The organism is Streptomyces sp. NBC_00539 (assembly GCF_036346105.1).
Taxonomy (GTDB): Bacteria; Actinomycetota; Actinomycetes; order Streptomycetales; family Streptomycetaceae; genus Streptomyces.
In genome coordinates this window covers 675,554-700,408 of the sequence record NZ_CP107811.1, presented here as the reverse complement: position 1 = coordinate 700,408, position 24,855 = coordinate 675,554, and the positions used below count along the sequence as shown (strand labels likewise).

Here is a 24,855-nt window from a genome sequence, read left to right as displayed (position 1 = left end):
CGGAAAGTCCCACGAATACGCCCCTTGACAGGGCCTCGGGCCCACCGGCGCAACCCGGTCCCGCAGGTACGTGACATGTCTAGGCTGATGCCTCGACCATGCAGTGGTGCGGGAGTCCCTCCGGCGCTGACGCCGTCGGCGCCGGAGGGGGAGGGGAGAGGACGTGCGGATGGCGTCGAGGACGGGCACGGCCGGCCCGGGCGTCGAGATGACCCGGGTGGGTGACCGGTGGCGGGTGACCCGGCCGTGGCCGGCCAGGTTGCGCCCGTTCCTGCACAGCTACGCGGGCTACTGGGAGGCGGCGGCCGCGCCGTACCGGGTGCGGCTGGTTCCCACGGGCCGGGCGGTCGTGCTGATCAGTCTGGGGGAGCCGTTCGCCCAGGTCCGCCGGCTGGGGGAGGCGGGTCGGGGCAGCGCGGTGACCGGCTCGCTGGTCGCCGGGCTGGAGGACGGGCCCCGGGTGTGTGACCACCCTGGTGGCCAGGAGGCGATCCGGCTCGAATTGACCCCACTGGGCGCCTACCGGCTGTTCGCCGTGCCGATGAGCGAGTTGACCAACAGGGTGGCCGGCCTCGGCGACGTCCTCGGCCCCGAAGGCGGGGTGCTGGTGGGGCGGTTGGCGGCCGCCGGCAGCTGGCAGGCCCGGTTCGACCTGCTGGACGACGCGCTGGCGGCCCGGATCGAACGCGGCCCGGACCCCGCTCCCGAGGTGGGCCACGCCTGGCGACTGCTCTCCCGCGCCGGCGGTGCGGTACCGGTCGCCAGGATCGCGGCGGAAGTGGGATGGAGCCGGGGCCACCTGGTACGCCGGTTCACCGAACAGATCGGCCTGACGCCCAAGACGTCGGCCCGCGTGCTGCGCTTCCACCGGGCCGCGGGGCTGCTCGCCCGCGAGGGCGTGAACCTCGCGGAAGTCACCGCCACCTGTGGTTTCTACGACCAGGCCCACCTCAACCGGGAGTTCCGGGACCTGGCCGGGACCACTCCCGCCCGGATGGCCGCCGCCCGGGTGGCGGAGGGAGCCGTCGCGCTGTGAGGGGCGAGGTCACATTCGTCCAAGCCAGGCCGCCCGCACGTCGGTAGTGTCCCCGTTCGTAGCCGGTCAGGCACCCGCACCCACGGCTCTGAGGGGGAGTACTCGATGGAGAACCTGCTGCGCATCCTGGTGTCCGGCGCGCTCACAGGAGGCTTGATCGCTGTGGCGGGGGCCCTCGGCCAACGTCGCCGCAGGCGCCGGGAGGGCGGTGGACCGGACGGCCGCTGACGGGGAGCGGGGCCACCGCGGACCGTGGCCCGTCGCGGACCGGGGCCACTGCGCACCGGAGCCCGGCGCGGGGGAGGGGGCCGCGCCGGGCTCCGGTCGGCGCGGTCGGCGCGGTCGGAGGGGGAGCGGCCGCGCCGCGCCGCAGTGGTGGCCGGTCGGGGGTCGCGGCGCCACCGTGCGGCCCCGGAGGGCGTGTCACCGGCCCGGAGGGGCCTCCCGTGAGGGATCGTCTCCCCGACGGTCGGCGAGCGCGTGCGCGGAGGTGGTCCCGGTGGAGGCGAACGACGACGGGCAGGGCCGCCCCGGGCCCGCCCCCAGGCCGCGGCGCGCACCCGCGGTCCGGTTGCCCGCTGCCCCGCCGCCGGGACCCGCGCGTCCCGAATTCTGGCGCAGCCCGCTGCGGGGACCGTGGCTGACAGCCGTGTTCGGGCTCGTGCTGCTGGTCGGAGTCATCCTCCTGTTCGTGACGGGCCTGCTGTCGTACGCGGCGTACAACCCGGATCTGGCGCCGGTCAACGACCAGACTCCGGACAAGGGATGGCTCGGCTTCTACCTGTTCTCCTGGCCGACCTCGCCGCACTGGCTCTACCGGCTGACCCAGGGCCTGCACGTCGTCCTCGGGATCGTGCTCGTTCCGGTGCTGTTGGCGAAGCTCTGGTCGGTCATCCCCAAACTGTTCGAATGGCCGCCCGTGCGGTCGGTGAGCCACGGCATCGAGCGCCTGTCACTGCTCCTGCTGGTGGGCGGCGCGGGCTTCGAGTTCGCCACCGGCATCCTCAACGTGCAACTGCACTACATCTTCCCGGGCTCCTTCTACACCCTGCACTTCTACGGAGCGTGGGTGTTCATCGGTGCCTTCGCCGTGCACGTCGCCTCGCGGCTGCCGCGAGCGGTCCGCGCCGTACGCGCCCCGGGCGCGCGGCCGGCGGCCGGTACCCCGGAGGCGGCCGGGCTGGTCTCACCCCGGCCGGCGGCGGCGACCATCTCCCGCCGCGGGGCCGTCGGCATGGTCGGGCTCGGTTCCCTGGCGCTGTTCGCGGTCACGGCCGGGCAGAGCGTGGGCGGCCGGTGGCGCCGCACCGCGCTGCTCGCCCCGCACGGCCTGGACCCCGGCTCCGGGCCGAACGGCTTCCAGATCAACAAGACCGCGGCTTCCGTCGGCATCCGGCCCAGTGACATCGGCCCCGCCTGGCGGCTGACCGTACGCGGCCCGGGGCGCCAGGTGGTGCTGACCCGGGAGGATCTGCTGGCCATGGAGCAGAACGAGGCGGCCCTGCCCATCGCCTGCGTGGAGGGGTGGTCCACCTCCGACCAGTTGTGGAGCGGGGTACGGCTCACTGCTCTGGCGGCACTGGTCGGGCCGGGCACGCAGGCCCCGCAGGTACTGGTGGAATCGGTGCAGCGGGGAGGGTCGTTCAGCTCGGTGGCCCTGCGGGACAACCAGGTGCGCGACCACCGCTCGCTCCTCGCCTTGCGCGTCAACGGGGCAGTCCTCTCGCCCGACCACGGCTACCCGGCCCGCGTCATCGTCCCCGGCGCCCCCGGCGTCAACAACACCAAATGGGTCACCCGCCTCACCTTCGGAGAGCCGGCATGAGCGGTGCGACCGCGTTCCGCCGGCGCTACGGAGCCTCCCCGCTGCACCTGCTGCTCGTACTGGCCTCCTTCGCCCTCACCGCCTACGCGGGCGTGCGCCTGCTCGAGGGGGACACCGTGGGCGTGGCCCTGTGGTTCGTCGGGGCGGCGCTCGTGCACGACCTCGTGCTGCTCCCCCTGTACTCCGTGCTCGACCGGGCCGCGCAGCTTCCGGGTGCGCCGTGGCCGGACGTGAACCACGTACGCGTCCCGGCCTTCGTCTCGGGGCTCCTGCTGCTGGTCTGGTGGCCGCTGATCCTGCGCCGGGTCGGCCACTACACCGCGGCCACCGGGCTCCCGGCCGACGGCTTCCTGGGACGCTGGCTGCTGATCACCGCAGCCCTCTTCGCCGCCTCGGCAGCGGTCCTCCTGGTCCGCAGGTGGCACGCGGCGCGGCCTGCACGGGCGGCGCGCCGCCGGCGTCAGGCCCGCAGCACGCCGCGGTGGCCGCGGCGCCGACGCCGCTGAGCGCCGGCGCGGGCATGCGCAGGCCGGTACGGGCAGGTACGGGCCGGTACGCGCCGTGAGGTGGCGCAGGATCCGGGCGACGAGCCGGGGACCGGCCCGCGGCGAAACGTTCCTCGGGTGAAAGACGGCGTCCAGTCGGGTGAGGGGGTCGGCCGGAGCCGGTGACCGGGACGGGTGGCTCCGCTACAACCTGGCGGCGTGAACCCCAACCTCCTGCGGGCCCTGCCCGCCGCTGCACTCGCCTTCGCCGCGTTCATCCCCCAGGCTGCCGCCGTGGCGACGGCACCGGCTGCCGGCGGGCCCGATCCGATCGTCTTCGTACACGGCTGGAACAGCGACGGTTCCACCTGGAACACCATGGCCGACCGCTTCCGCTCGGACGGCTGGCCGGCCGGCCGCCTGGACCAGTGGAGCTACCCCACCTCCCAGTCCAACGTCACGACCGCCCACCAGCTCGCCGACGAGATCGATCGCGTCCTCGCAGCCACCGGCGCCGCCAAGGTCGACCTGGTCACGCATTCCATGGGCTCCCTCTCCTCCCGCTACTACCTCAAGAACCTCGGAGGCGAGCACAAGGTCGACGCGTGGGTCTCCCTCGCCGGCCCCAACCACGGCACGGGCGCCGCAATGCTGTGCGGCGGCGCGTCCTGCGTCGAGATGCGCCCCGGGTCGCGCTTCCTGGGCGAGCTCAACGCCGGTGACGAGACCCCTGGCTCACCCCGCTACGCCACGTGGTGGTCGAAGTGCGACAGCATCATCAGCCCCGACAGCAGCTCCGTCGCCCTCGACGGCGCGGTGAACACCGAGACCGGATGCGTGCAGCACACGGCCTTCCCCGCCGACGCCAGGGTCTACGAGGAGGTCAGGGCCCACGTCGGCTGAGCGGTCATCGACCGGCGGTTCACCACCGAACGGGTGGGATCCCGCGGACCCGGCCCAGATGCACGTGCTGCCCGGAGGCTGCGGCGGGCCGTCCGGGGCAGGCTCGCCCTGTAAGCGAGCACGAAACAGGACGAAGACGAGGAGGCCCACCGTGGCCATCGCATGGGACGAGTACCTGGCCCAGGTCCAAGAACGCGGCCAATATCCGACCGCACGTGAAGCCGAGCGCTCCACCCGGGCGGTGCTGGCCACCCTGGGCGGCCACCTGGCGGACGGCGAGCGCGAGGAACTCGCCGCCCAGCTCCCCGCCCCCTGCTCGCCGCCCCTCCTCGACGCGGTCCCGGCGACCTCACCACTGGGGCCGCCGGAGTTCGCGGAAGCGGTCGCGCTCCTGATCGAGGGCGCGACCCCCGACACCGCGCACTGGGACAGCGGCGCGGTCCTCAGTACCGTGGCCGACGTCGTCGACGCGGACGTTCTCCAGCGCGCGCTCGCCCAGCTGCCGCCCGGGTACGCGCTGCTGTTCGGCCTCCCCGAACCGGTCTGACGAGGGCCGCCCGTCGACTAAGGCGCGGCGGTGGCAGCGGCGGTGTCCGTGGCGGGAACCGTGCCGGCTTCGGCGTCGGCGCCCGCCTCGGACACCGCCCCCTGCGCGGAGGGCCGGACGGCGGTGTACATCACCGAACCCTGACGGTGTTCCTTCTCCACCTGCCCCTTCTTGACGAGTCCTTCCAGGGTGTTGCGGACCACTTGACCGGAGGCCTTGCGGCCGGCGTGCGCCCGCGCCAGATCGGCGGTGACCTCGCTCACCATGCGGGGTTCGGCGGCCTGCACCAGGAGGGCGTGGACGAGTTCGCGCAGCGGGGGTTCCTCCGCCCCGGCCGGCTTCCTGGTGCCGGGCAGGGCGGCATCGGGCTTGCGGGCGGCCGCCTTGCGGGCAGCGGGTTTGCGGGCGGCCGGCTTGCGGACGGCGGCCTTGGCTTCTGCGGCGGGTACGGCAGCGCCGGAGTCCTTCTTCGCCCGCGCCGCGCCGCCCGTGCTCTTCTTCGCCCGGCGGGGCCGGGGAACGGCGCCCGTGGCGTCCGTCGCGGGCGAGGCCGCGACCGTGGCCTCCACGGCGCCGGCGGGGGGAAGTACGCCCTGTACTCCGCAGAGCCAGTTCTCGTCCGACTTGAGTTGCCTCAGGCGTGCTTCGAGTTCCTCGATCTGCGCGGTCAGGTCCGCCTGTTCCTTGCGGTTGGTTTCGAGATCGGCGGCGAACCGCTGCGCGTACAGGTCGTGGATGGGCGTGGTGACAGGCTCGTCGGCCATGTGCGGCTCACTTTCCTCATACCTCACGGTGGTGCTTCCGGATGCTACCCAGACGCAAGCCGTTCTTTACCCGAAACCCGCACCACGCTTCCCGCACCGACCGGTAAACACGGACAGGTTGACCCGGTGGCGAGGCCGACCCCGAGCGCCCGTACGGGGCTTCGCCGCGGCCGCCGCCCCCGTCACCGCATGACGCGCGGGAGGCGGAGGCTGAGCAGTACCGTCACCGCGATCAGGCCGAGTTGGACCAGCAGGGTCGTCATGACGGCGTCCCGCATCCCCACCGACTCGGTCAGCGCGAGGAACAGGCTGCCCAGGGTCGCGACGCCGAGGGCCAGCGCCGACTGCTGCGTGGTCACCATCACCCCGCTGCCCACACCGGCCCGGTCGGCCGGTACGTCCGAAAGCATCAAACGCATCAGTACGGGCAGTTGGAGACCCTGGCCGAGACCCGCCACCGCGACACCCGGCGCCAGGGCGAGGAGCCCGAGCTCGGGCCAGTCGCCCCGGACCGCCAGCAACAGCAGGCCGATGCCGAGGGCTTGGAGTACCCCGCCGACGGTGACGACCCGGCTGCCGTAACGGCCGATCAACCGCGGTCCGGCCAGCGAGGCCGAGAAGAAGGCGAGCGCCATCGGCACCAGCGCGAGCCCCGCCGGCACCGGCCCCATCCGCAGCCCCTGCTGGAGCGACACCGCGATGACGAACATGAACCCGCTGAACCCGATCGAGAACGGCACCACCATCATCAGGCCGCGTCGCAGCGATTCCAGCCGCAGCAGGCTCGGCGGGACCAACGGGGTCCGCCCGAGGCGGTCGGCACGGCGCTCGGTCAGGTAGAAGGCCACGGCCGCAGGCGGGAAGACAGCCAGCGAGACCCACGTCCACAGGGGCCATCCGGCCGCCCGGCCCTCGGTCAGCGGCAGCAGCAGGGACACGAGGGAGAGCGCCAGCAGCAGCGTTCCCGGTACGTCGACCGTGGCGGGCCGGTTCGACCGGGTCTCCGGAACGGCGCGGACGGCCAGCACCAGCCCCGCCAGCACGACCGGGACGTTCACGAGGAACACCGAACGCCAGCCGGAACCGGCCACGTCGGCGGCGACCAGCACGCCGCCGAGGATCTGCCCGGCGACCATCGACAGCCCCGCGGTCGCACCGTAGAGGCTCATGGCGCGGGCCCGGCGCGGCCCCTGCGTGGTGGCCTGGATGGTGGCGAGGACCTGCGGCAGCATGAGCGCCGCCGACGCCCCCTGCGCCACCCGCGCCGCGACCAGCGTCCAGGCGGTGGGCGCCAGGCCGCAGGCCAGCGACGTGACGCCGAAGGCGGCCATACCGGCCAGGAACAGCCGGCGGCGTCCGATCGTGTCGCCGAGGCGGCCGCCGAGGACGAGCAGTACGGCGTACGTGGCTCCGTAGCCGCCGACGATCAGTTCCAGCAGGGCGGGGCCGGCGGCGAGGTCGCTGTCGATGGCCGGCAGCGCCACGTTGACGATGAAGAAGTCGATCAGTGGGAGGGCCGCGCCCAGCAGCACGGTGAACAGCCCGAGGGCCCCCAGCGCCGCTTCGTGGCGGACGACGGGGACGGAGGTGGTGCCCATGGTGGTGGCCGGGCCCGAGGGGAGCCGAGGGGGCGAGGGGTCGGCGCGCCGCAGGGTCGCTCGGGTCGCTTGGGTCGTGTTCGTTGCTTCGCTCACGAGGAAGACGATCCACCCGCGCTCAGCCTGGTACCAGAGTCTCCTTATCCTGGTACCAGCAGTACCTGGCAAGGGGATGCGAGGTGCGGCACCCTGGAACCATGACCACTGTGGCCCCCGAAAGCGACATGCGCCGGCACGAACTGGCGGACTTCCTGCGCAGCCGCCGGGAGCGGATCACCCCCGAGCAGGTGGGCCTCGTACGGGGCCGCCGCCGTCGCACCCCCGGACTGCGCCGCGAGGAGGTCGCGCAGCTCGCCGCCGTCGGCGTCACCTGGTACACGTGGCTGGAGCAGGCGCGCGAGATCCAGGTGTCCCCGCAGGTGCTCGACGCGCTCGCCCGTGCCCTGCTGCTGGACCGCAGCGAACGCGCGCACCTGTTCGCCCTGGCCGGCGGTGTCGATCCGGCGCCGCTCACGCCCTGCCCGAGCGTGACGCCGGCCCTGCGGGCGATGCTCGACCAGCTGGACCCGATCCCGGCCGCCGTACAGAACAGCCGGTACGACATCCTCGCGTACAACCGGACCTACGGGCAGCTGCTGTGCGACCTCGACCGGGTGGCGCCCGAGGACCGCAACTGCCTGTGGCTGGCCTTCACCGACCAGGACTGGCGGGACGCCGTGGTGGAACTGCCGGAGACGAACCGGCTGATGGCCGCGAAGTTCCGGGCCTCGATGGCCGAGCACCTGGCCGAGCCGGCCTGGAAGGCGCTGCTGGCGCGGCTGGAAGCGGCGTCGCCCGAATTCAGGGAGATCTGGGCGCGGCACGAGGTGGTCGGCCAGGGCGGGAAGTCGAAGTACATCCGCAACCGCCACGTGGGGCTGTTGCACCTGGAACACACCAACCTGTGGCTGGGTCCGGCGGCGGGACCGCGGCTGGTCACCTACGTACCGCTGGACGAGGAGACCCGGGAGCGTCTCGAACGCCTGCGGTCCCTGTCGCTCGTCCCGGCCTGAGGTACGGGCCGCGGCGCGGACGTGTCGCAGGCGCGGTGCGCCGGCGCGTGCGGTGAGGATCGGGCCATGGGTTTCGCACTGCCGGTCCTCTTCGCGCTGTTCGCGGCGCTCAGCAACGCGCTCGCGACCGTGCTGCAGCGGCGGGCGGCGCTCACCGTCCCCCAGGGCCGGGGCCTGCGGTTCGGCCTGATCCGCGATCTGCTGCGGCGGCCGGTGTGGATCGCGGGGATCCTCGCGGTGATCGCGGCCGGCGTCGGGCAGGCCGCGGCGCTGGCCACGGGCGCGCTGTCCCTGGTGCAGCCGCTGTTCGTACTGGAGCTGCCGCTCGCGCTGCTGATCGCCTCGATGGTCGCGCGGAGCCGGCTGCCGGGCCGGATGTGGCTCGCCGTGGCGGGCGTGGTGGCCGGGCTCGCGATCGTACTGGTGGCCGCATCACCGGCCGGGCAGCACACGCATGTCCCGGTCGACCGCTGGGCGCCGGCCATGGCGGCGTGCGCGCTGGCGGTGGCGGTGCTCGCGGTGGTCGGACTGCGGCGGCCGCCCGGCCGGATGCGGGCCGGGTGCCTCGGCGCGGCCACCGCCGTCTGCTACGCGCTCACGGCCGCGCTGATGAAGTCGGCCGTGCGGGTGCTCGACGAGCACGGCGTCGTCGCGTTCCTGACGACCTGGGAGACCTACGCCTTCGGCGCGACCGGCATCTGCGCCCTGCTGTTCCTCGAACACGCCATGCAGGGCGGCCCGCTGGTCGCGTCGCAGCCCGCCTTGACCCTCGGCGACGCGGGCGTGAGCGTCGCGCTGGGGGTGCTGCTGTACGAGGAACACTTGCGCACCCACTGGTGGCTGCTCCCCCAACTGCTGGGCGTGGCCCTGATCTGCGCCGGGGTGCTCGCTCTGGCCCGGGCCGGCGCGAGCGCCGACTGAGGGCCGCGGGGTCACCGGCCCGCTCGCCCGGCCCGGGCCTGACGTGGGCGACGCGGCGGACGGTGGAGACCATCGGGACGGCGAATCCGGCGGCCCGTGTCAGCGTGGCGGCGGTCGAGTGTCCGCGCATGCGCCACGAAAGCCCCGAGCGCCTGTGCTCCGGGGCAACCGGGGGTGGGGCGGGGACGTCCCAATGGGTGGGGGTGGTGGGGGTGCATGACGGTGGCCGGCGGGTTCGGCGGGCCGGTACGGCGGTACTGCCGTGGGTGGCCGCCGGCGGTGTGTACGGGTGGGCGAGCTGGTGCTACGGGGGCTCCTCGGCGCCCTCGGGGGCCGTCGCGCTGGTGGGCGGCGCCGTACTGGTCCTCGGTTGCTGCGCGGCGTACGCCGTGCCGGTCGGGGGAAGCGGCGGGTTCTTCGGGGCGCTGCTGCTGTCCCTGGGGATGCTCCTGACGGTGGCGGCCGCCGATCAGGCGGCTGCCCGGCCGGCCACCGCCACCTGCGCCGTGCGGGAGGTGCACACCAAGGTGCAGCACTCCGCCGGTGAAGGCGCTCCGCCCACGCGGACGGTGTACCGCTTCGTCCTCGGCTGCCCGGGCGGCTACCCGGCCGAGTTGAAGGAGGACCGGGCCGTGGCGGCGGTCGGCGACCGGGTCGAGGTCGCCTATGATCCCGCGCAACGGGTCTCCGCGGAGCTGGAGGGGCGGACCACGCCCTGGAAGCCCGCCGCCTGGGCCGCCGCCCTGCTCGGCCTCAGTACGGTGATCGCCTGGGCGAAGCGGGCCCCGGAGGGGCCCTCGGACCGTCTCAGAACCAGTTGACGGCCAGGGCGAAGGCCGTACCGGCGGCGGCCCCGGTGGAATCGGTGGCGGTCGCGGTGACCGTGACCGTGCCGCTGCTCCAGGGTTTGCCCGAGACGCGCCCCGACGCCGGGTCGAGGGCCAGGCCCCACGGAAGACCGGAGGCGGAGTACCGGACGGGGGGCTTCCCGCCGGTGGCGGTCAACCGGATGGTGCAGGACTGGTTGAACTTGCACGTCTGCGGACCGGGGCTGGGGAACTTCAAGCCATCGGGCGCCGGGGTCGGGGTGGGAGTGGGGGTCGGCGTGGGAGTGGGGGTCGGGTCGGAACCACAGCCCGGCGCTGCCTCCGGCGGCAGCGGTACCCGCCAGATCTGCGTGTCGTTCTCCGAGCCGACGAGCAGGTCGGAGCAGTCCGCGTACGTCACCGTCTCGCCTTGCGACTGCGCGGGCAGGGCGACGTCCGCGAGCTTGCCCCCCGCCGCGTCGTACACGGTGGCGGTGTTGGCGCCCAGCGGCCCGCCGCTGCGCAGGGTGTACGAGGTCCCCGTCGGGGAGAACGCGCCGTCGGTGGCGAACACCGGGCCCGGCCGGACCGCGGTGAGGGTGTTGAGCTGCCCGGTCACCGGAGGCAGCGGGGCCTGGTACAGCCGGCCCGCCGCGCCGATGACCTTGCTCGCCACGTAGAGCCGCCCGGAGACGGGGTCGGCGAGCAGCGACTCGGCGTCGTGCCTGCCGTCGGCGTACGCGAAGCGGTAGGTCACCGGCGTCACCGTGGCGTTGGCCAGCTGGTCGGGTTCGGCGAAGGAGTGCACCGTGATTTCTGCGCGGCCGGCGAGGTTGTCCCCGATGTCGCCGACGAGGATCGCGGGGCCGCCCGAGGCGTCCTTGCCGATCGCCAGCGCCTCCCAGTCGGTGTTGCCGACGCCGGAGACCGTGAAGGTGGCCGCGAGCCGGCCGGTGGTGGAGCCGCAGTCGATGGCGAAGACCTGGTTGGTGTTGCCGCTGTCGTTGACGGCGTAGAAGACACCCGGGTGTTTGTGACTCATGGCGAGACCGCTGAGCTCGGTGAGACCGCCGGGGAGCGTGCACTTCTTCTCCGGCGCCGGGGGCGCGGCCGCCGCCGTGGCGGTGGCGCTGCTCATCCAGGCGGCGGACGGCAGGATCGTGGCGACGGCCGCGGTCGCGAGGGCGGCGGCGGCCAGGCGGGGCGTGAGGAGTCGTGGCATGCGCCCCATGTGAGGGTGTGTCGGCAAGGGGCGCCAGGCCCAACGGCCCACCGTTCGCGCATCGTTCGATGCCGGGCGGGCATTCCTTCCGTCAGCGCACGGGTTCCCGTACGGGCGCATCGTGCACGGCGTGCGCGATGAAGGCGCGGGCCGCCCGGCTCAGCGGCCGGCGGGCGTGCGCGATGCCCACGGGGCGCAGCAGGGGCGGGGTGAACGAGCGGATCTCGGCCCGGCTGCCGAACGCCCTCGACACCACGTCGCGGTACCAGATCACGGAGCCGCGCCCGTCGGTCACGCCCGTCACCCACGCGAGGCGCTCATCCACTTCCAGACACGGTACGGGCCGCACGCCCAGGCAGCTGAACATGGCCTCCATCTCGGTGCGCCGGCCGGTCCCCGGGGTGGGCAGCACCATCGGCAGGCCGTCGAGCAGGCGGAACGGAAGGGGCTGCGGCAGGCGGGAGCCGATCGGCGAGATGAGCACCACCTCCCGCTCCTGGATGAAATGGGCCGAGAACTCCTTGTCGACGGGCAGGTCGACCAGCGCCAGCTCCGAACGCCCGTTGCCGACTTCGGCGGTCAGCGCCTCTCTGCTGTCGTGCTGGCGGACCCGGACGTCCACGGTCGGATGCCGTTCGGTGAAGGCGGTGACCAGGTCGGTGGCCAGATCGAGGGCGAGGGTGGGGGTCGTGACGAGGGTCAGGGCGGCCCGTGCGCCCTTCCCGTGGGGGTTGCCTATGTCGTCTATGGCGTCCACGGCGTTGAGGACCGTACGGGCCAGCCGGACGACCCGGGCCCCCTCCGGTGTGAGGTCCACCCCCCTTCCCCGGCGGGCGAGGAGCTCCACGCCCAGGTCGCGTTCCATGGCCTGGACGGCACGCGACAGTGCGGACTGGGCGACGAAGACCGAGGAGGCGGCGCCGGTGATGGACCGGCAGTCGGCGACGGCGACGAGGTAGCGCAACTGTACGAGTGTGGGGGTCATGACCGGACGGTAACCGCGTGCGGCCGCACTCGTAAGTGCCAGTCGCGTGAACAACTGCCGTGCCATCGGAGGTCGTTCATACCGGGAGGGGCGGCCGGGTATGCCGGCGCGGCATGCCCGCGGGCCCGCCCCGCGCCGGTCTGCGGGCCGGGGCCGCCCGGCCGGACGGGTAACGCCCCAGGCCACGGCGCACCGAAGGCCGGTTCAGGTGTCCCGGCCCGCGGCGGGCGCCCGCCGATGGTGTGAAGCAGGCGATTCCGCATGCCTGTTGACAGTGTGAGGCGGCCCCCGCACGATGCAACGCGGCGTGAGGATGTTCGACAACCGAACAAGACCGGTACCGACGGCGGGTCGCCCGGCCGATGTACGAGACGGCCGCGCCCTCCCTTGCCACAGCCCTGCGCCCTTCCGTTCTTCCGCCCCGTACTGCGCCACGTACACAGCACTGGAAGAGGAGCGTCCGTGACCCCCCAGCCCCCGCATTCCGCCGCCACCCGTGACCTCGTCGTCGCCGTCAGCCCCTTCGAGGAGCCGCACCCGAGGATCGTGACCGCAGCCGAGCGGGCCGGGGCCCTGGGGCTGCTCGACCTCGGCCGGGAGCCGGGCGCGGCGCGGCGCGGCTTCGCGGAACTGGCCCGCAGGCTGGGGGCCGGGCGGCGCTACGGAGTACGGGTACCCGCCGCCTGCCCCACCCGGCCGCAGGATCTCCCGGCCGAGGTGGACACGGTGCTGCTCGCAGACCCCACGAACCACACCGCGACCGAGGTGGCCGCCTGGGCCGCGGCGGCCGGACGGCCCCGGGTCTGGGCCGAGGTCACCAGCCGGGCCGAAGCCGCGGCCGCCGTGGCCGCAGGCGCGGGCGCGCTCGTCGCCAAGGGCCACGAAGCCGGGGGCCGGGTCGGCGGCGCCACCACCTTCGTGCTGCTCCAGCAGCTGCTCGGGGACCCGGACGTCGGGGTGCCCGTACGGGCCCTCGGCGGGATCGGCCCGCACACGGCGGCGGCCGCCGTCGCGGGCGGAGCGGCCGGGGTCCTGCTCGACGTACAACTGGCCCTGACCACCGAAGGGGAGGCGGGTCTGCCCGGGCAGGTGGCCGCCGCGCTCAGGGCGATGGACGGCTCCGAGACGCGGCTCGTCGACGGACACCGCGTCTACGCGCGGCCCGACCTGGAACCGCCCGAAGGGCCCGTGTACGCCCTGCTCGGCGCCCGGGACCTGCGGACGCAGCTGCTGCCGGTCGGGCAGGACGGGGCCTCGGCCGCCCGGCTCGCCGGGCACCACCGGACCACGGGCGGCGTGCTCCGGGCCGTCCGGGCCGCCATCACCGGACACCTGTCGGCGGCGGTGTCGGCCCGGCCGCTCACCCGGCCGTCGTCCGTCGCACAGGGCCCCATGACCCGGGTCAGCGACCAGGCCGCCTTCGCCGGGGCGGTGGCGGCCGCGGGCGGGGTCCCTTACCTGGCGCTCGCGGTGATGGAGGGCCCGGACGTACGCCGGCTGCTGGCGGAGAGCGCCGAACGGCTCGGGGGACGCCCTTGGGGCGTGGGCCTGCTCGGCTTCGCCCCGCCGGAACTCAGGCGCGAGCAGCTGGCGGCCGTCGCCGAGGCCCGGCCGCCGTACGCGATCATCGCGGGCGGCACCCCGGCGCAGGCCGCGCCGTTGGAGTCCGCAGGCATCCGCACCCACCTGCACGTGCCCTCACCGGGGCTGCTGGAGCGGTACCTCGCCGAAGGGGCCCGCCGGTTCGTGTTCGAGGGGCTGGAGTGCGGCGGGCACGTCGGACCGCGAGCCTCCTTCCCGCTGTGGGAGGAGCAGATCGAACGGCTGCTGGCCTGCCCCGAACCGGAAGCGCTGGACGTGCTGTTCGCCGGGGGTATCCACGACGAGCGCTCCGCGGCCATGGCGGCGGCGGCCGCCGCACCACTGGCGGCGCGCGGCGCGCGGGTCGGCGTACTGATGGGAACGGCCTACCTGTTCACCCGGGAGGCGGTGACGGCCGGCGCGGTGCTGCCGGGCTTCCAGCGGACGGCGGTGGAGTGCACGCGCACCGTGCTGCTGCACACCGCGCCCGGCCACGCGACGCGCTGCGCGGCCACGCCCTACGCCGACACCTTCGAGGAGACCCGGCGCCGGCTCGTGGAGAGCGGCACTGAACCGCGCCGGATGTGGGAGGAGCTGGAGGGCCTCAACCTGGGCCGCCTGCGGATCGCTTCGAAGGGCCTGCGGCGGCCCGCGGCCGATGACGTCGCGGGGGCCCGGCCGGAGGGCACCGCGTTGGAGGCTGTCAGCGCCGAACAGCAGTACGCGGAAGGGCTGTTCATGCTCGGGCAGGCCGCGACCCTGCGTACCTCGACCACCACCGTCGCCGCACTGCACGCCCAGGTGACCGAGGGGGCGACCGCGCTCCTGGAGCGGCGGGCCGCCGAACTCGCCGGACCGGAGCCCGCCCCGGAGCCCGGGCCCGACCCGCTCGACGTCGCCGTCATCGGGATGGCCTGCGCCTACCCCGGCGCCCCCGACCTCGCCGCCTACTGGGCCATGGTGCTCGCCGGGACCGACGCCGTGACCGAGGTACCGGCCGAACGCTGGGACCCGGCGCTCTACTACGACGCCGACCCGGCGCGGGCCGGCGAGCGCACCCCCTCCCGCTGGGGCGGCTTCCTCGGGCGGCTGCCCTTCGACGCCCTCGCCTACGGCATCCCGCCCGCGTCCCTCACCAGCATCGAGCCGGTCCAGCTGCTGGCCCTGGAGATCTCCGCCCGCGCCCTCGCCGACGCCGGATACGGCAAAGGGCGCGAGTTCGACCGCTCCCGCACCTCCGTGGTCTTCGGGGCGGAAGCCGGCACCGAACTGGCCGGCGCGTACGGACTGCGCGCCCTGCACCCCGCCTACCTGGGGGAGCTGCCCCCCGCGCTGGACGAGCAGCTGCCGCACCTGACCGAGGACTCCTTCCCCGGGGTCCTCGCCAACGTCATCGCCGGCCGCGTCGCCAACCGCCTCGACCTCGGCGGCGCGAACTGCACGGTCGACGCCGCCTGCGCCTCCTCACTGGCCGCCCTGGACCTCGCCTGCCGCCAACTGCGCGACGCGGACTCGGACATGGTGTTGTGCGGCGGCGCCGACGTGCACAACGGCATCAACGACTACCTGATGTTCGCCTCCGTGCGCGCCCTGTCGCCCGGCGGCCGCTGCCGGCCCTTCGACGCGGCCGCCGACGGGATCGCCCTCGGCGAGGGCGTCGGCGCGCTCGTCCTGAAACGGCTCGCGGACGCCGAACGTGACGGCGACCGGGTCTATGCCGTGATCAAGGCGGTCGGCGCCGCCGGCGACGGCCGCTCGCTCGGTCTGACCGCACCCCGGCCCGAAGGCCAGAGGCGAGCGCTGGAACGGGCCTACGAGCGCGCCGGGATCAGCCCGGGCGAGGTGGGGCTGGTCGAGGCGCACGGCACCGGCACCGTGGTCGGTGACAGCACGGAACTGACCGTCCTCAGCGACCTGTTCACCGCATCCGGAGCCCAACCCGGCTCCTGCGCACTGGGCTCGGTGAAATCGCAGATCGGGCACACCAAGTGCGCGGCGGGCCTGGCCGGGCTGATCAAGGCGGCCCGGGCGGTCCACACGGGCGTGCGCCCCCCGACCCTGCACGTCGACACCCCGAACCCTGCCTGGCAGGCCCGGACCAGCCCCTTCTCCTTCACCTCCGAAGCCCGGCCCTGGCCGGAGCCCCCGCAGCGGCGCATCGCCGGCGTGAGCGCCTTCGGCTTCGGCGGAACCAACTACCACGCCGTGCTCACCGGTCACGGCACGGCCGAGGAACCCGCGCACGGGCTGGAACAGTGGCCGGCCGAACTGTTCTGCTTCCGCGGCGAGGACCGGCGCGCCGTCGGCCGGGCGATGGCACGCCTCGCGGGCCGCCTGGAGGAGAACGACGCGGCCGGGCGGCCGTGGGCGCTGCGCGACCTCGCCGCGGAGGCCGCCGCCGACCCCGGGCCGGTCCACGTGGCGGTCGTCGCCGCAGACCACGACGAACTGGCGGCCCGGCTGGAGCGGGCGCGGACCTTCACCGCGGGGGAAGGGGTCCACGTACGGCAGGAGACGGCCGACCCGGGGCGGGTGGCGTTCCTGTTCCCGGGACAGGGCAGCCAACGCCCCGGCATGCTCGCCGAGCTGTTCACGGCCTTTCCCGCGCTGCGCGGGCTCCTGGACGAGGCGCCGGCCGGGGTGGTCGCGGCGATGTTCCCACCGGCGGCTTTCACCCCCGAGGAGCGGGCCGCACGACGGGCGGCCGTCACCGACACCCGGGTCGCCCAGCCGGCGCTCGGCCTGGCCGGGGCGGCGGCGCACCTGCTGCTGCGGGACCTGGGCGTACGGCCGGACTACGTGGCCGGACACTCGTACGGGGAGCTCACCGCGCTCTGGGCCGCCGGGGCGTACGACACGCCGGACCTGCTGAGGCTCAGCGTCCGCCGGGCCGAGGCGATCGTCGCGGCCGCCGGGGCGGATCCGGGGTCGATGGCGGCGGTGTCGGCGGCGCCGGAGGAGGTACGGGAGGTGGCGGCACGCACCGGGTGCGTGGTGGCGAACCACAACGCGCCCCGGCAGTGCGTGATCTCGGGCCCGACACGGGCCGTCGCCGCGGCGGTGGCGGCGCTGCGCGGGGCGGGCCTGTCGGCCGAACCGCTGCCCGTGGCCTGCGCGTTCCACAGCGGGGTGGTGGCGGGAGCGGCGGGCGACCTGGCGGCGGAACTGGCGGTGACGGCGGTGTCCGCGCCGGGCGTCGAGGTGTGGTCGAACACCACGGCGGGCCCGTATCCCGCCTCGGCCGATGAGGTACGAAGCCTTGCCGCGCGCCAGCTCGCGGAGCCGGTCCGGTTCGTCGAGCAGGTGGAGGCCATGTACGCGGCCGGCGTCCGGACGTTCGTGGAGACGGGCCCGGGCCGGGTTCTCTCCGCGCTGCTGGGCCGCATCCTGCACGGGCGGCCGCACACGGTGGTGCCGCTGGACGTGCCGGGCGAACACGGGCTGGTCCGGCTGGTGACGGCGCTGGCCGAGCTGGCGGCGGCGGGCGTGCCGGTCGCCCCGGACGCCCTCTTCCGCGGCCGCACCTCCCGCCTGCCGGACCGTGCCCCGCGCCGCCCGGGATGGCTGGTCGACGGCCACCTCGTCCGCACCTCGGACGGCGCCCCGCTCCCGGGCGGCCTGCGCCCGGCGGTCCGCGTCACCCCGCCGCCGGGGGCCGAGCCCCTGCGGGGTGCGGCCGCGGGCGGCGCCGCGCAGGCCGGCCGGGGTCCCGCCGACGCCGTGAACGGAGTGCCGGTGATCACGGGCCCCGAGCCGGCGGGGTGGGCCGTCCCGGGCCCGGCTCCGGTCGGCGACGGCGCGAGCGCAATGCCGGTCCTCACTGGTTCCGAGCCGGTCGCGCGGGCGGCGGCCACGGGTCCCGGCGCCGAGCAGGCGGTCCTGGAGTACCTCCGCGGAAGCCGCGAACTGGTCCACGCACAGCGGGACGTCCTGCTGGCCTACCTCGGCGCGGCGGCGCCCGCAGGCGCCCGGATGCCGGGTCCGGAAGCGGCCCCGGCGCCCTCGGCCCACAACGGCCGGCCCCTGAGCCGGCCCGATGCCCGGCCAGACGGTACCGCCGCCGGGCAGCCGGCCCCGCGGGCGGCGACCGTGCCGCCACCCTCCGCCGGGGTGACGGGCCCGGCCGTTCCCGACACCCGGGCGCCGCAGGCCCACGACGGGCACCGGTCGGCCGAGGAGGTGATGGACCTGGTGCTGGAGATCATGCACGCCCGGACGGGATACCCCCGGGACATGCTGGATCCGGCTCTGGACCTGGAGGCGGACCTCTCGATCGACTCCATCAAGCGGGTAGAGATCACCGGCGCGCTCGCCGACCGGATCGGGCTTCCGCAAAGCCTTGACGGTACGGCCGAGTCCGCGGTCGAGGAACTGTCCCGCATCAAGACGCTGCGCGGCATCGTCGACTGGGTCGTCTCCCGCACCTCCACCCCCGGAGCGGCCCCGCCGGACCACGCGGTGGTACCGGCGGCCCCGGCCCCGGAACCGGCCCTCGCGGGGGCGGGCACCGGCCTGCCACCCGCGCCCACACCACCCGCGCCCACACCACCCCCACCGCCCGCCCCGGCAGCCCGACCGGCCCCGCCGGCGGACGCGGCCGCACCGCTCAGCCGCCTCCGGGTCGTTCCCGTACCCCTGCCCGCGGCCGCCGGCGTCCCCGACGTGCTGCGCGGACTGCGCATCGGGATCGTCGGCGACGGCCAGGGCGTCGCGCCCGCGCTCGCCGGGGTCCTGCGGGACCACGGGGCCGACGTGCGCCCGCTCGCCGAAGCGGAGGCCGCCCTGGACGCCGTCGTGGACCTGTCGGCGCTGGCGCCCGAGGGGCCCGACGCCGAGCCCGTGCTGCCCGGGGCCTTCCCCGGGCTGCGCAGGGCACTGACCGGCGGGGTGCGCCGGCTGCTCCTCGTCACCGCCCCCGGCACCCGCGGCGCGGGCCTGCACGGCTTCGCCCGCAGCGCCGCCCTCGAATTCCCCGGCGCGCTGATCAGAGCCGTGGAGGTACACCCCAAGGAGGCCCCCGAGCAGATCGCGGCGCAGCTGCTGGCCGAGCTGACCTGCGAGGCGGTGGCCGCCGACGGCGCCCCCGCGTCCGTCGCGTACACCGCCCAGGGGTCGCGGTTCGCCCGCCTCCCGCAGCCCGCGCCCCTGCCCGCCACCCCCGCGTCCGCGCCCCTCGACGCCCGCTCCGTCGTGCTGCTCACCGGCGGCGCCCGCGGGATCACCGCCCGCACCTCCCTCGCGCTGGCCCGAGCCACCGGCTGCCACGTGGAGCTCCTCGGCCGCACCCCCGAACCACCGGCCACCGGGGACGGGTTCGGCCACGCGCACGACCGGGTCGCGCTGCGCGCCGCACTGATCGCCACCGGGCTCCGCAAGCCCGCCGAGATCGAGGCGGCGGCCTCCCGGATCCTGGCCGAGCGCGAGGTACGGGCCACCCTGGACGCCCTCGCCACGGCGGCGGCCTCGGTCCGCTACCACCAGGGCGACGTCACCGACGCCCGGACCGTACGGGCGGTCGTCGCCGACATCCGCGCCCGGCACGGCCGGCTCGACGGCATCGTGCACGGCGCCGGAATCCTGCGCGACGGGCTGCTGCGCGACAAACGCCCCGCCGACTTCGCCGAGGTGTTCACCACCAAGGTGGCCGGCGCCCGCCACCTGGCCGCCGCGGCCGCCGAACACGGTACGGCGCCCGCACCACGGTTCCTGGCCCTCTTCGGCAGCGTCGCCGGGGTCTACGGCAACCGCGGCCAGAGCGACTACGCCGCGGCCAACGACGCCCTCGACGGTCTCGCGCACAGCTGGGCGGAGTCCTTCCCCGGCCGGGTCCTGGCCGTCGACTGGGGACCCTGGGCGGCGGAGGCCGGCGGCATGGTCACCCCCGAGCTGCAACGCGCGTACGCCCGGCGCGGCGTCCCGCTGATCACTGCGGAGGCCGGCAGCGCCGCCTTCCTCGCCGAACTCGCGCACGGAGGCGACGTACAGGTGGTCCTGATGGCGCAGGAGGCCCTCACGGCGCGAGAGGGGCGCGGCGATGAGTGACGGGCACCACCGCACCGGCCCGCGCCCGACGGACGCCGCGATCGTCGGGATGGGCGCCGTCTTCCCCGGGGCGGCCGACCTGGCCGGATACCGCCGCAACCTCCTCGCGGGCACGGACTGCATCGGTGAAGTCCCCCCGGGCCGCTGGGATCCGCAGGTGTACTACGACCCGGACGGCGCCGGCGCCCCCGTGACGGGCGACCGCTTCTACTGCCGACGCGGCGGCTTCGTCGACGGCCTCGCCGCCTTCGATCCGACCCGGTTCGGCATCATGCCGGCGGCGGTGGAGGGCGCCGAGCCGGACCAGATGCTGGCCCTGCACGCCACGGCCGAGGCCATCGCCGACGCGGGTGGCGAGGACCGGCTGCCCGCCGACCGCTCCCGGATCGGCGTGGTGCTGGGGCGCGGCGGATTCATGGGAGTGGCCACTGCCCGCCTGGACCAACGCGTGCGTACGGCGCACCAGTTGGCGCAGACGCTACGGGAACTCGCGCCGGAGCTGGGCGAGCACCGGATCGCGGCGGTGCGGTCGGCCTTCCAGGAGGCTCTCGGCCCCGAGCGGCCGGACGCCTCGATCGGGCTGGTGCCGAGCTTCACCGCGGCCCGTACCGCGAACCGGCTGGACTTCCGGGGCCCCGCCTACACCCTGGACGCCGCCTGCGCCTCCTCCCTGCTGGCCGTGGACCAGGCGGTGGGGCTCCTGGCGGCCGGACGCTGCGACGCGGTGGTCGCGGGGGCCGTGCACCACTGCCACATCGCCACCCTCTGGAGCGTGTTCACGCAGCTGCGGGCGCTCAGCCCCAGCGAACGCATCCGGCCCTTCGACCGCCGCGCCGACGGAACCCTGCTGTCCGAGGGCACCGGGGTCGTGCTGCTGAAACGGCTCGCGGACGCGGAGCGCGACGGGGACCGCGTCTACGCGGTGGTCCGCGGCACCGCAGTGGCCGGGGACGGCCGGGCGGCAAGCCTGATGAGCCCCCTGGTCGCCGGCCAGGTGCAGGCACTGGAGCGGGCCTGGCGACAGGCGGGGCTCGACCCGCGGGCACGGGGCGCGCTCGGGCTGCTGGAGGCGCACGGCACCGGCACCCCGGTCGGTGACACGGCCGAACTCGACACCCTGGCCCGGGTCTTCGGGCCGGTCGATCCGGGTGACGCGCGCCGCATCGGCTTCGGGTCCGTGAAATCGATGGTCGGGCACACCATGCAGGCCTCCGGCATGGCGGGGCTGATCAAGGCGGCCCTCGCGGTGCACGAGGGGGTGCTGCCGCCGACCCTGCACCTGGAGGAGCCGCACCCGGACCTCGTACGGACCCGGATGCGTCCGGTGGCGGTGGCCGAGCCGTGGGAGCGCGGCCCGGAGCCCCGCAGGGCCGGGGTCAACGCCTTCGGCTTCGGCGGGATCAACGCGCACGTGGTGCTGGAGGAGGCCCCGGCGGCCGCCCGCCCGGTGGCTCCAGTGCGGCGGTTCCTGCCGCTGGGAACCGCGGCCGCGCCGGTGGGGCCGGCCCGCGCGGGGGAGGACGTACTGCTGCTGGCGGCGGACAGCCCGGCGGAACTGGCCCAGCTGCTCTCGGAGCGGCTGACGGACCCGTCACCGGGCCGACCGGCCACGCCGACGCCGGCACCGGCACCGGCACAGGGACCGCCCCCGGCGTCGCGCGGCGACGGGCCGTGCCGGCTGGCGGTGGTCGGCCCGACGCCCCAGCGGCTCGCGCTGGCCGCGAAGGCCGTGGCGCGCGGCCGGCCCTGGCGGGGGCGCGGCGACGTATGGTTCGCACCGGAGCCGCTCGGCGGCCGGACGGCGTTCCTCTTCCCGGGCCTGGAACCGGAGTTCGCACCCGTACTGGACGACGTCGCGGACCGGATGGGTATGGCCCGGCCCCCGCTGGGCCGGGGCTCCTCCCTCGTCGAACGCGCCCTGGACGCGATGGCGACCGGCCGGTTCTTCGCCCGGGTCCTGCCCGCGCTCGGCATCGAGGCCGACGTCCTCGCGGGCCACAGCATGGGGGAGTGGGCGGCGATGGTGGCCGCCGGCATGTATCCGCAGGAGGCGGCCGACACCTTCCTCTCCTCCCTGCGGCCCGGCGACCTCCTCGTCCCGGACCTGGTCTACGCGGCACTCGGCTGCGGTGCCCGGCGGGCGCAGGCGGCACTCCACGGCCTGGACCGGGTCGTCGTCAGCCACGACAACTGCCCGCACCAGTCGGTGATCTGCGGGGACCCCGGACAGGTCGCCTCAGCGGTGGCCCGGTTGCGCGGCGATGGGGTGCTCGGCCAGGAGCTGCCCTTCCGGTCGGGGTTCCACACCCCGATGTGGGAGCCCTACCTCGACCAGGTCCGGGGCGCCTTCGAGCGGCTGCCGCTGCGGGCCGCCTCCCTCCCCGTCTGGTCGGCGACCACCTGCGCGCCGTTCCCCCCGGAGCCGGCCGGGGTACGGGAGCTGGTGGTCCGCCACCTCCTGGAGCCCGTCCGCTTCCGCGAGCTGACCCTGCGGCTCTACGAGGACCAGGGAGTCCGCCGCTTCGTGACGCTGGGCCCAGGCAGCCTGCCGGGTTTCGTCGAGGACACCCTGCGCGAACACCCGCACCTCTCGGTCGCCGCGTCCTCGCCCCGGCTCGGCGGCCTCCCGGCGCTGCGCCGCGCCTGCGCCGCCCTGTGGAGCGACGGGCACGCCCCGCGCTGGGACCTGCTGGCCGAGGCGGGAGCCGACGCAGGGACCACCGGACCGGGGAGCGAAGCGGCGGCGGCCCCTGCCGCCGCGTCGGCGCCGTCCCCCGTCGCGCGCCGCGCCGTGCCCTTGGACCTCGGTTCCCCGCTGGTCCACCTCGGCGAGGCGGCCCGCACCTCCCTGGCCGGCCTGCTGACGCCCGCGTCCCCGACCCCGCCGGCCAAGCCCACCACCCCCCGACCGGTGCTGCTGTCCGCCCTCGACGCGGTACTCGCCGACACGGGCGCGGCCGCGCGGAGCGTCACCGGGGCCTGGGCGGCGCTACGGCCCCCGGACACGGCCCCTGACGGAGCGGTCCCCGTCGGCACGGGCGGCGCCGTGGCCAGGGAACTCCTGCGGTTGTCCCTCGCCGAGCTGCCCTACGTGCGGGACCACTGCGTGTACCTCCAGCCGGACGGCTGGCCCGAGGACTCCGACCGGTTCCCCGTGGTGCCCATGACCACCATGCTGGAGCTGGCCGCCGGGGCCGCCCTGCGGCACGCCCCGCCCGGCCTCGCCGTCGTCGGCTACGAGGACGCCCGGGCCCTGCGCTGGCTCGCCGTCGAACCGGCCGTGGAGGTCGAGGTCACCGTACGGGGCGACGGCCCGGGGCGGGCGCGCGTCGCCCTCGGCGAGTACGCGAGCGTGGTCGTACTGCTCGGCCCGCGGTACGAGCCGCCGCCCGCGCCCGACCCCACCCCCCTGCGCGATCCGGGGCCCGCCCCCGTCAGCGCGCAGGCGCTGTACCGCGACCGGTGGATGTTCCACGGCCCCCGCTTCGCCGCCGTGCACGAGGTGCGGTCCGTGGGCGCGGACGGTATCGAAGGGGTCCTGCGGGCCCTCCCCGACCCGGGGGCGCTGCTGGACGCCGCCGGGCAGCTGTTCGGCCACTGGATGCAGCTGCGGCTCCCGGTGGACCGGCTGGTGTTCCCGGCCACCGTGGGCCGGGTCCGCTTCTTCGGGCCCCCGCCGGCCCCGCGGGAGCTGGTCGACGCCACCGCCCGCATCCGCGAGGTGCGCGCGGTCACCGTGCGCGGTGACGTCGAGCTGCGCCGCGCCTCCGGCGAGGTGTGGGCCCGGATCGAGGGGTGGACGTACCGCCGTTTCGGCGCCGACGAGCGGGTCTGGCCGATGAAGTTCACCCCGGAGGTGTGCGGCATCGGCGAGCCCCGGCCCGAGGGATGGTGCCTGGCCCGCCGGCGCTGGACCGACCCCGCCTCCCGGGAGCTGGTGATGCGCCGTTACCTCGGCGCCGCCGAACGGGAGGTCTTCGAGCGGCTGTCGCCGCGCGCCCGGGATCCGTGGCTGCTGGGCCGGATCGCCGCCAAGGACGCGCTGCGCCAGGCGTTGTGGGACGCCGGAGCGGGACCGGTGTTCCCGGTGGAGGTGCCGGTCGGCAACGATCCGGCGGGCCGGCCGCTGGCCCGGGGCCCGCTGACCGGCGGCCTGCGCCTGTCGATCGCGCACAAGGACCGGATCGCCGTCGCCCTCGCCCACCCCTCGCGGACGGTCGGCATCGACGTGGAGCCGGTGACCACCGACCCGCAGGCGCTGGTCCGCATCGCCTTCGGCCCGGACGAACTGCGCCTCGCCGAAGCGCTGGCCGCCCGGGACGGCACCGGCCCGGCTGCCGCACTGACCGCACTGTGGTGCGCCAAGGAGGCCGCCGCGAAGGCGGAGGGCGGCGGGCTCGGCGGCCGGCCCCGCGCATGGCGGGTGACGGAGGACGGTGACGTCGCGGACGGCGGCGCCCTGCTGGTGCGTTCGCCCGACGGACGCCCGTACCCGGTCCGCATCACCCGGCTCACCCTGGAGCCGCTCGACTACGTCGTGGCCTGGACCGTCGGCCCCGCGGCGCCACCGCCCGTCCCCTTCCCCCTCACGGAGGTCCGTCATGGCACCTGACATCCTCGCCGAGATCACCTCGATGCTCGTGGAGATCGTCGGCGACGAGTACCTGCTTGCCGAGGAGGTCACGATGAAGACGACGTTCAACGAGGACCTGGCCCTGGAGAGCGTCGAGTTCGTCGCGCTCGCGGAGCTGCTGCACCACCGCTACGGCGCCGAGGTGGACCTGATGGGCTTCCTGGCGGAGAAGGACATGGACGCCATCCTCGCGATGTCCGTCGGTGAACTCGTCACCCACATAGGCCGGATCACGCACGCCTGCCTCCCCCAGGCCCCGGCGCGCACCACATCCGGCACGCCGGCCGGCACCGCGCCCGTCACGCCCGCTGCCGTCACTCCCGCGCCCGTCACTCCGGCGCCCGTCACTCCCGCAGCCGACGCTTGCGCGCCCGACGTCCCCCCACGCGACGTCCCCCCGCGCGCCGTCCCCGCGCCCGGAGCGTCCCCCCTCCCCACCTCGGCCGGCTGACCCG

The 24,855-nt window shown here is 75.4% G+C and carries 15 protein-coding genes; 11 read left to right on the top strand and 4 right to left on the bottom strand.

From position 1 onward, the window contains the following. Nucleotides 1-169 precede the first annotated feature (169 nt). The 5 genes from OG861_RS03310 to OG861_RS03290 all read left to right on the top strand — a co-directional run bounded on the left by OG861_RS03310 (nucleotide 170) and on the right by OG861_RS03290 (nucleotide 4,796). The gene (locus OG861_RS03310) at nucleotides 170-1,036 is read left to right on the top strand and encodes a helix-turn-helix domain-containing protein (RefSeq protein ID WP_330261186.1); all 867 of its coding nucleotides are present in this window, start codon (nucleotides 170-172) and stop codon (nucleotides 1,034-1,036) included. A 571-nt stretch (nucleotides 1,037-1,607) separates the two neighbouring features. Further along, on the top strand, nucleotides 1,608-2,861 hold the full coding sequence (locus OG861_RS03305; RefSeq protein WP_329202591.1) for a molybdopterin-dependent oxidoreductase: 1,254 nt from the start codon (nucleotides 1,608-1,610) through the stop codon (nucleotides 2,859-2,861). Beyond that, complete coding sequence (locus OG861_RS03300; RefSeq protein WP_330261185.1) at nucleotides 2,858-3,367, top strand: hypothetical protein; 510 nt, start codon at nucleotides 2,858-2,860, stop codon at nucleotides 3,365-3,367. Before OG861_RS03305 ends, OG861_RS03300 begins: the two co-directional genes overlap by 4 nt. A 198-nt stretch (nucleotides 3,368-3,565) precedes the next feature. Next, nucleotides 3,566-4,249, top strand: coding sequence for an esterase/lipase family protein (locus OG861_RS03295; RefSeq protein WP_329200694.1), 684 nt, complete (start codon nucleotides 3,566-3,568; stop codon nucleotides 4,247-4,249). A 151-nt stretch (nucleotides 4,250-4,400) separates the two neighbouring features. Next, nucleotides 4,401-4,796, top strand: coding sequence for a DUF2267 domain-containing protein (locus OG861_RS03290; RefSeq protein WP_329200696.1), 396 nt, complete (start codon nucleotides 4,401-4,403; stop codon nucleotides 4,794-4,796). A 17-nt stretch (nucleotides 4,797-4,813) separates the two neighbouring features. Here OG861_RS03290 and OG861_RS03285 read toward each other — a convergent pair whose 3' ends face one another. Continuing rightward, on the bottom strand, nucleotides 4,814-5,560 hold the full coding sequence (locus OG861_RS03285) for a hypothetical protein (protein WP_330261184.1): 747 nt from the start codon (nucleotides 5,558-5,560) through the stop codon (nucleotides 4,814-4,816). A 182-nt stretch (nucleotides 5,561-5,742) separates the two neighbouring features. Next, entirely contained in the window at nucleotides 5,743-7,158 is a 1,416-nt protein-coding gene (locus tag OG861_RS03280; protein ID WP_330261953.1) for an MFS transporter, read from the bottom strand. A 197-nt stretch (nucleotides 7,159-7,355) separates the two neighbouring features. Here OG861_RS03280 and OG861_RS03275 point away from each other — a divergent pair, with 197 nt between their 5' ends. The 3 genes from OG861_RS03275 (at nucleotide 7,356) to OG861_RS03265 (ending at nucleotide 9,952) form a co-directional block, all read left to right on the top strand. Beyond that, nucleotides 7,356-8,210: an MmyB family transcriptional regulator gene (locus OG861_RS03275; protein WP_329200699.1), complete on the top strand. Its 855-nt coding sequence runs from the start codon at nucleotides 7,356-7,358 to the stop codon at nucleotides 8,208-8,210. A gap of 66 nt (nucleotides 8,211-8,276) precedes the next feature. Next, nucleotides 8,277-9,131, top strand: a complete 855-nt coding sequence (locus OG861_RS03270) for a DMT family transporter (protein WP_330261183.1) — start codon at nucleotides 8,277-8,279, stop codon at nucleotides 9,129-9,131. Nucleotides 9,132-9,337: 206 nt separating this feature from the next. Continuing rightward, nucleotides 9,338-9,952 carry a hypothetical protein gene (locus OG861_RS03265; protein ID WP_330261182.1) on the top strand — a complete coding sequence of 205 codons (615 nt, stop codon included), beginning with the start codon at nucleotides 9,338-9,340 and terminating at the stop codon, nucleotides 9,950-9,952. On the opposite strand, the gene OG861_RS03260 is transcribed toward OG861_RS03265, so the two are convergent. Both OG861_RS03260 and OG861_RS03255 read right to left on the bottom strand, forming a co-directional pair. Beyond that, nucleotides 9,939-11,159 carry a putative Ig domain-containing protein gene (locus OG861_RS03260; RefSeq protein WP_330261181.1) on the bottom strand — a complete coding sequence of 407 codons (1,221 nt, stop codon included), beginning with the start codon at nucleotides 11,157-11,159 and terminating at the stop codon, nucleotides 9,939-9,941. The genes OG861_RS03265 and OG861_RS03260 overlap by 14 nt on opposite strands. A gap of 91 nt (nucleotides 11,160-11,250) precedes the next feature. Beyond that, a complete protein-coding gene (locus OG861_RS03255) occupies nucleotides 11,251-12,144 on the bottom strand; it encodes a LysR family transcriptional regulator (RefSeq protein ID WP_329200705.1) in 894 nt (297 codons plus the stop codon). A 462-nt stretch (nucleotides 12,145-12,606) separates the two neighbouring features. Here OG861_RS03255 and OG861_RS03250 point away from each other — a divergent pair, with 462 nt between their 5' ends. Genes OG861_RS03250 through OG861_RS03240 form a run of 3 tightly spaced genes read left to right on the top strand, consistent with a single transcriptional unit; the run spans nucleotide 12,607 to nucleotide 24,851 of the window. Then, on the top strand, nucleotides 12,607-19,767 hold the full coding sequence (locus tag OG861_RS03250) for an SDR family NAD(P)-dependent oxidoreductase (RefSeq protein WP_330261180.1): 7,161 nt from the start codon (nucleotides 12,607-12,609) through the stop codon (nucleotides 19,765-19,767). Beyond that, complete coding sequence (locus OG861_RS03245; protein ID WP_330261179.1) at nucleotides 19,760-24,379, top strand: beta-ketoacyl synthase N-terminal-like domain-containing protein; 4,620 nt, start codon at nucleotides 19,760-19,762, stop codon at nucleotides 24,377-24,379. The genes OG861_RS03250 and OG861_RS03245 overlap by 8 nt, the downstream gene beginning before the upstream one ends. Next, nucleotides 24,369-24,851, top strand: a complete 483-nt coding sequence (locus OG861_RS03240; RefSeq protein ID WP_330261178.1) for an acyl carrier protein — start codon at nucleotides 24,369-24,371, stop codon at nucleotides 24,849-24,851. Before OG861_RS03245 ends, OG861_RS03240 begins: the two co-directional genes overlap by 11 nt. Nucleotides 24,852-24,855: the final 4 nt, after the last annotated feature.

Bases quoted from the DNA above. Each gene is read 5' to 3' on its own strand.
- OG861_RS03310 (WP_330261186.1), top strand. From the start codon at position 170: ATGGCGTCGAGGACGGGCACGGCCGGCCCGGGCGTCGAGATGACCCGG.
- OG861_RS03300 (WP_330261185.1), top strand. From the start codon at position 2,858: ATGAGCGGTGCGACCGCGTTCCGCCGGCGCTACGGAGCCTCCCCGCTG.
- OG861_RS03285 (WP_330261184.1), bottom strand. From the start codon at position 5,560: ATGGCCGACGAGCCTGTCACCACGCCCATCCACGACCTGTACGCGCAG.
- OG861_RS03280 (WP_330261953.1), bottom strand. From the start codon at position 7,158: ATGGGCACCACCTCCGTCCCCGTCGTCCGCCACGAAGCGGCGCTGGGG.
- OG861_RS03275 (WP_329200699.1), top strand. From the start codon at position 7,356: ATGACCACTGTGGCCCCCGAAAGCGACATGCGCCGGCACGAACTGGCG.
- OG861_RS03270 (WP_330261183.1), top strand. From the start codon at position 8,277: ATGGGTTTCGCACTGCCGGTCCTCTTCGCGCTGTTCGCGGCGCTCAGC.
- OG861_RS03260 (WP_330261181.1), bottom strand. From the start codon at position 11,159: ATGCCACGACTCCTCACGCCCCGCCTGGCCGCCGCCGCCCTCGCGACC.
- OG861_RS03255 (WP_329200705.1), bottom strand. From the start codon at position 12,144: ATGACCCCCACACTCGTACAGTTGCGCTACCTCGTCGCCGTCGCCGAC.
- OG861_RS03245 (WP_330261179.1), top strand. From the start codon at position 19,760: ATGAGTGACGGGCACCACCGCACCGGCCCGCGCCCGACGGACGCCGCG.
- OG861_RS03240 (WP_330261178.1), top strand. From the start codon at position 24,369: ATGGCACCTGACATCCTCGCCGAGATCACCTCGATGCTCGTGGAGATC.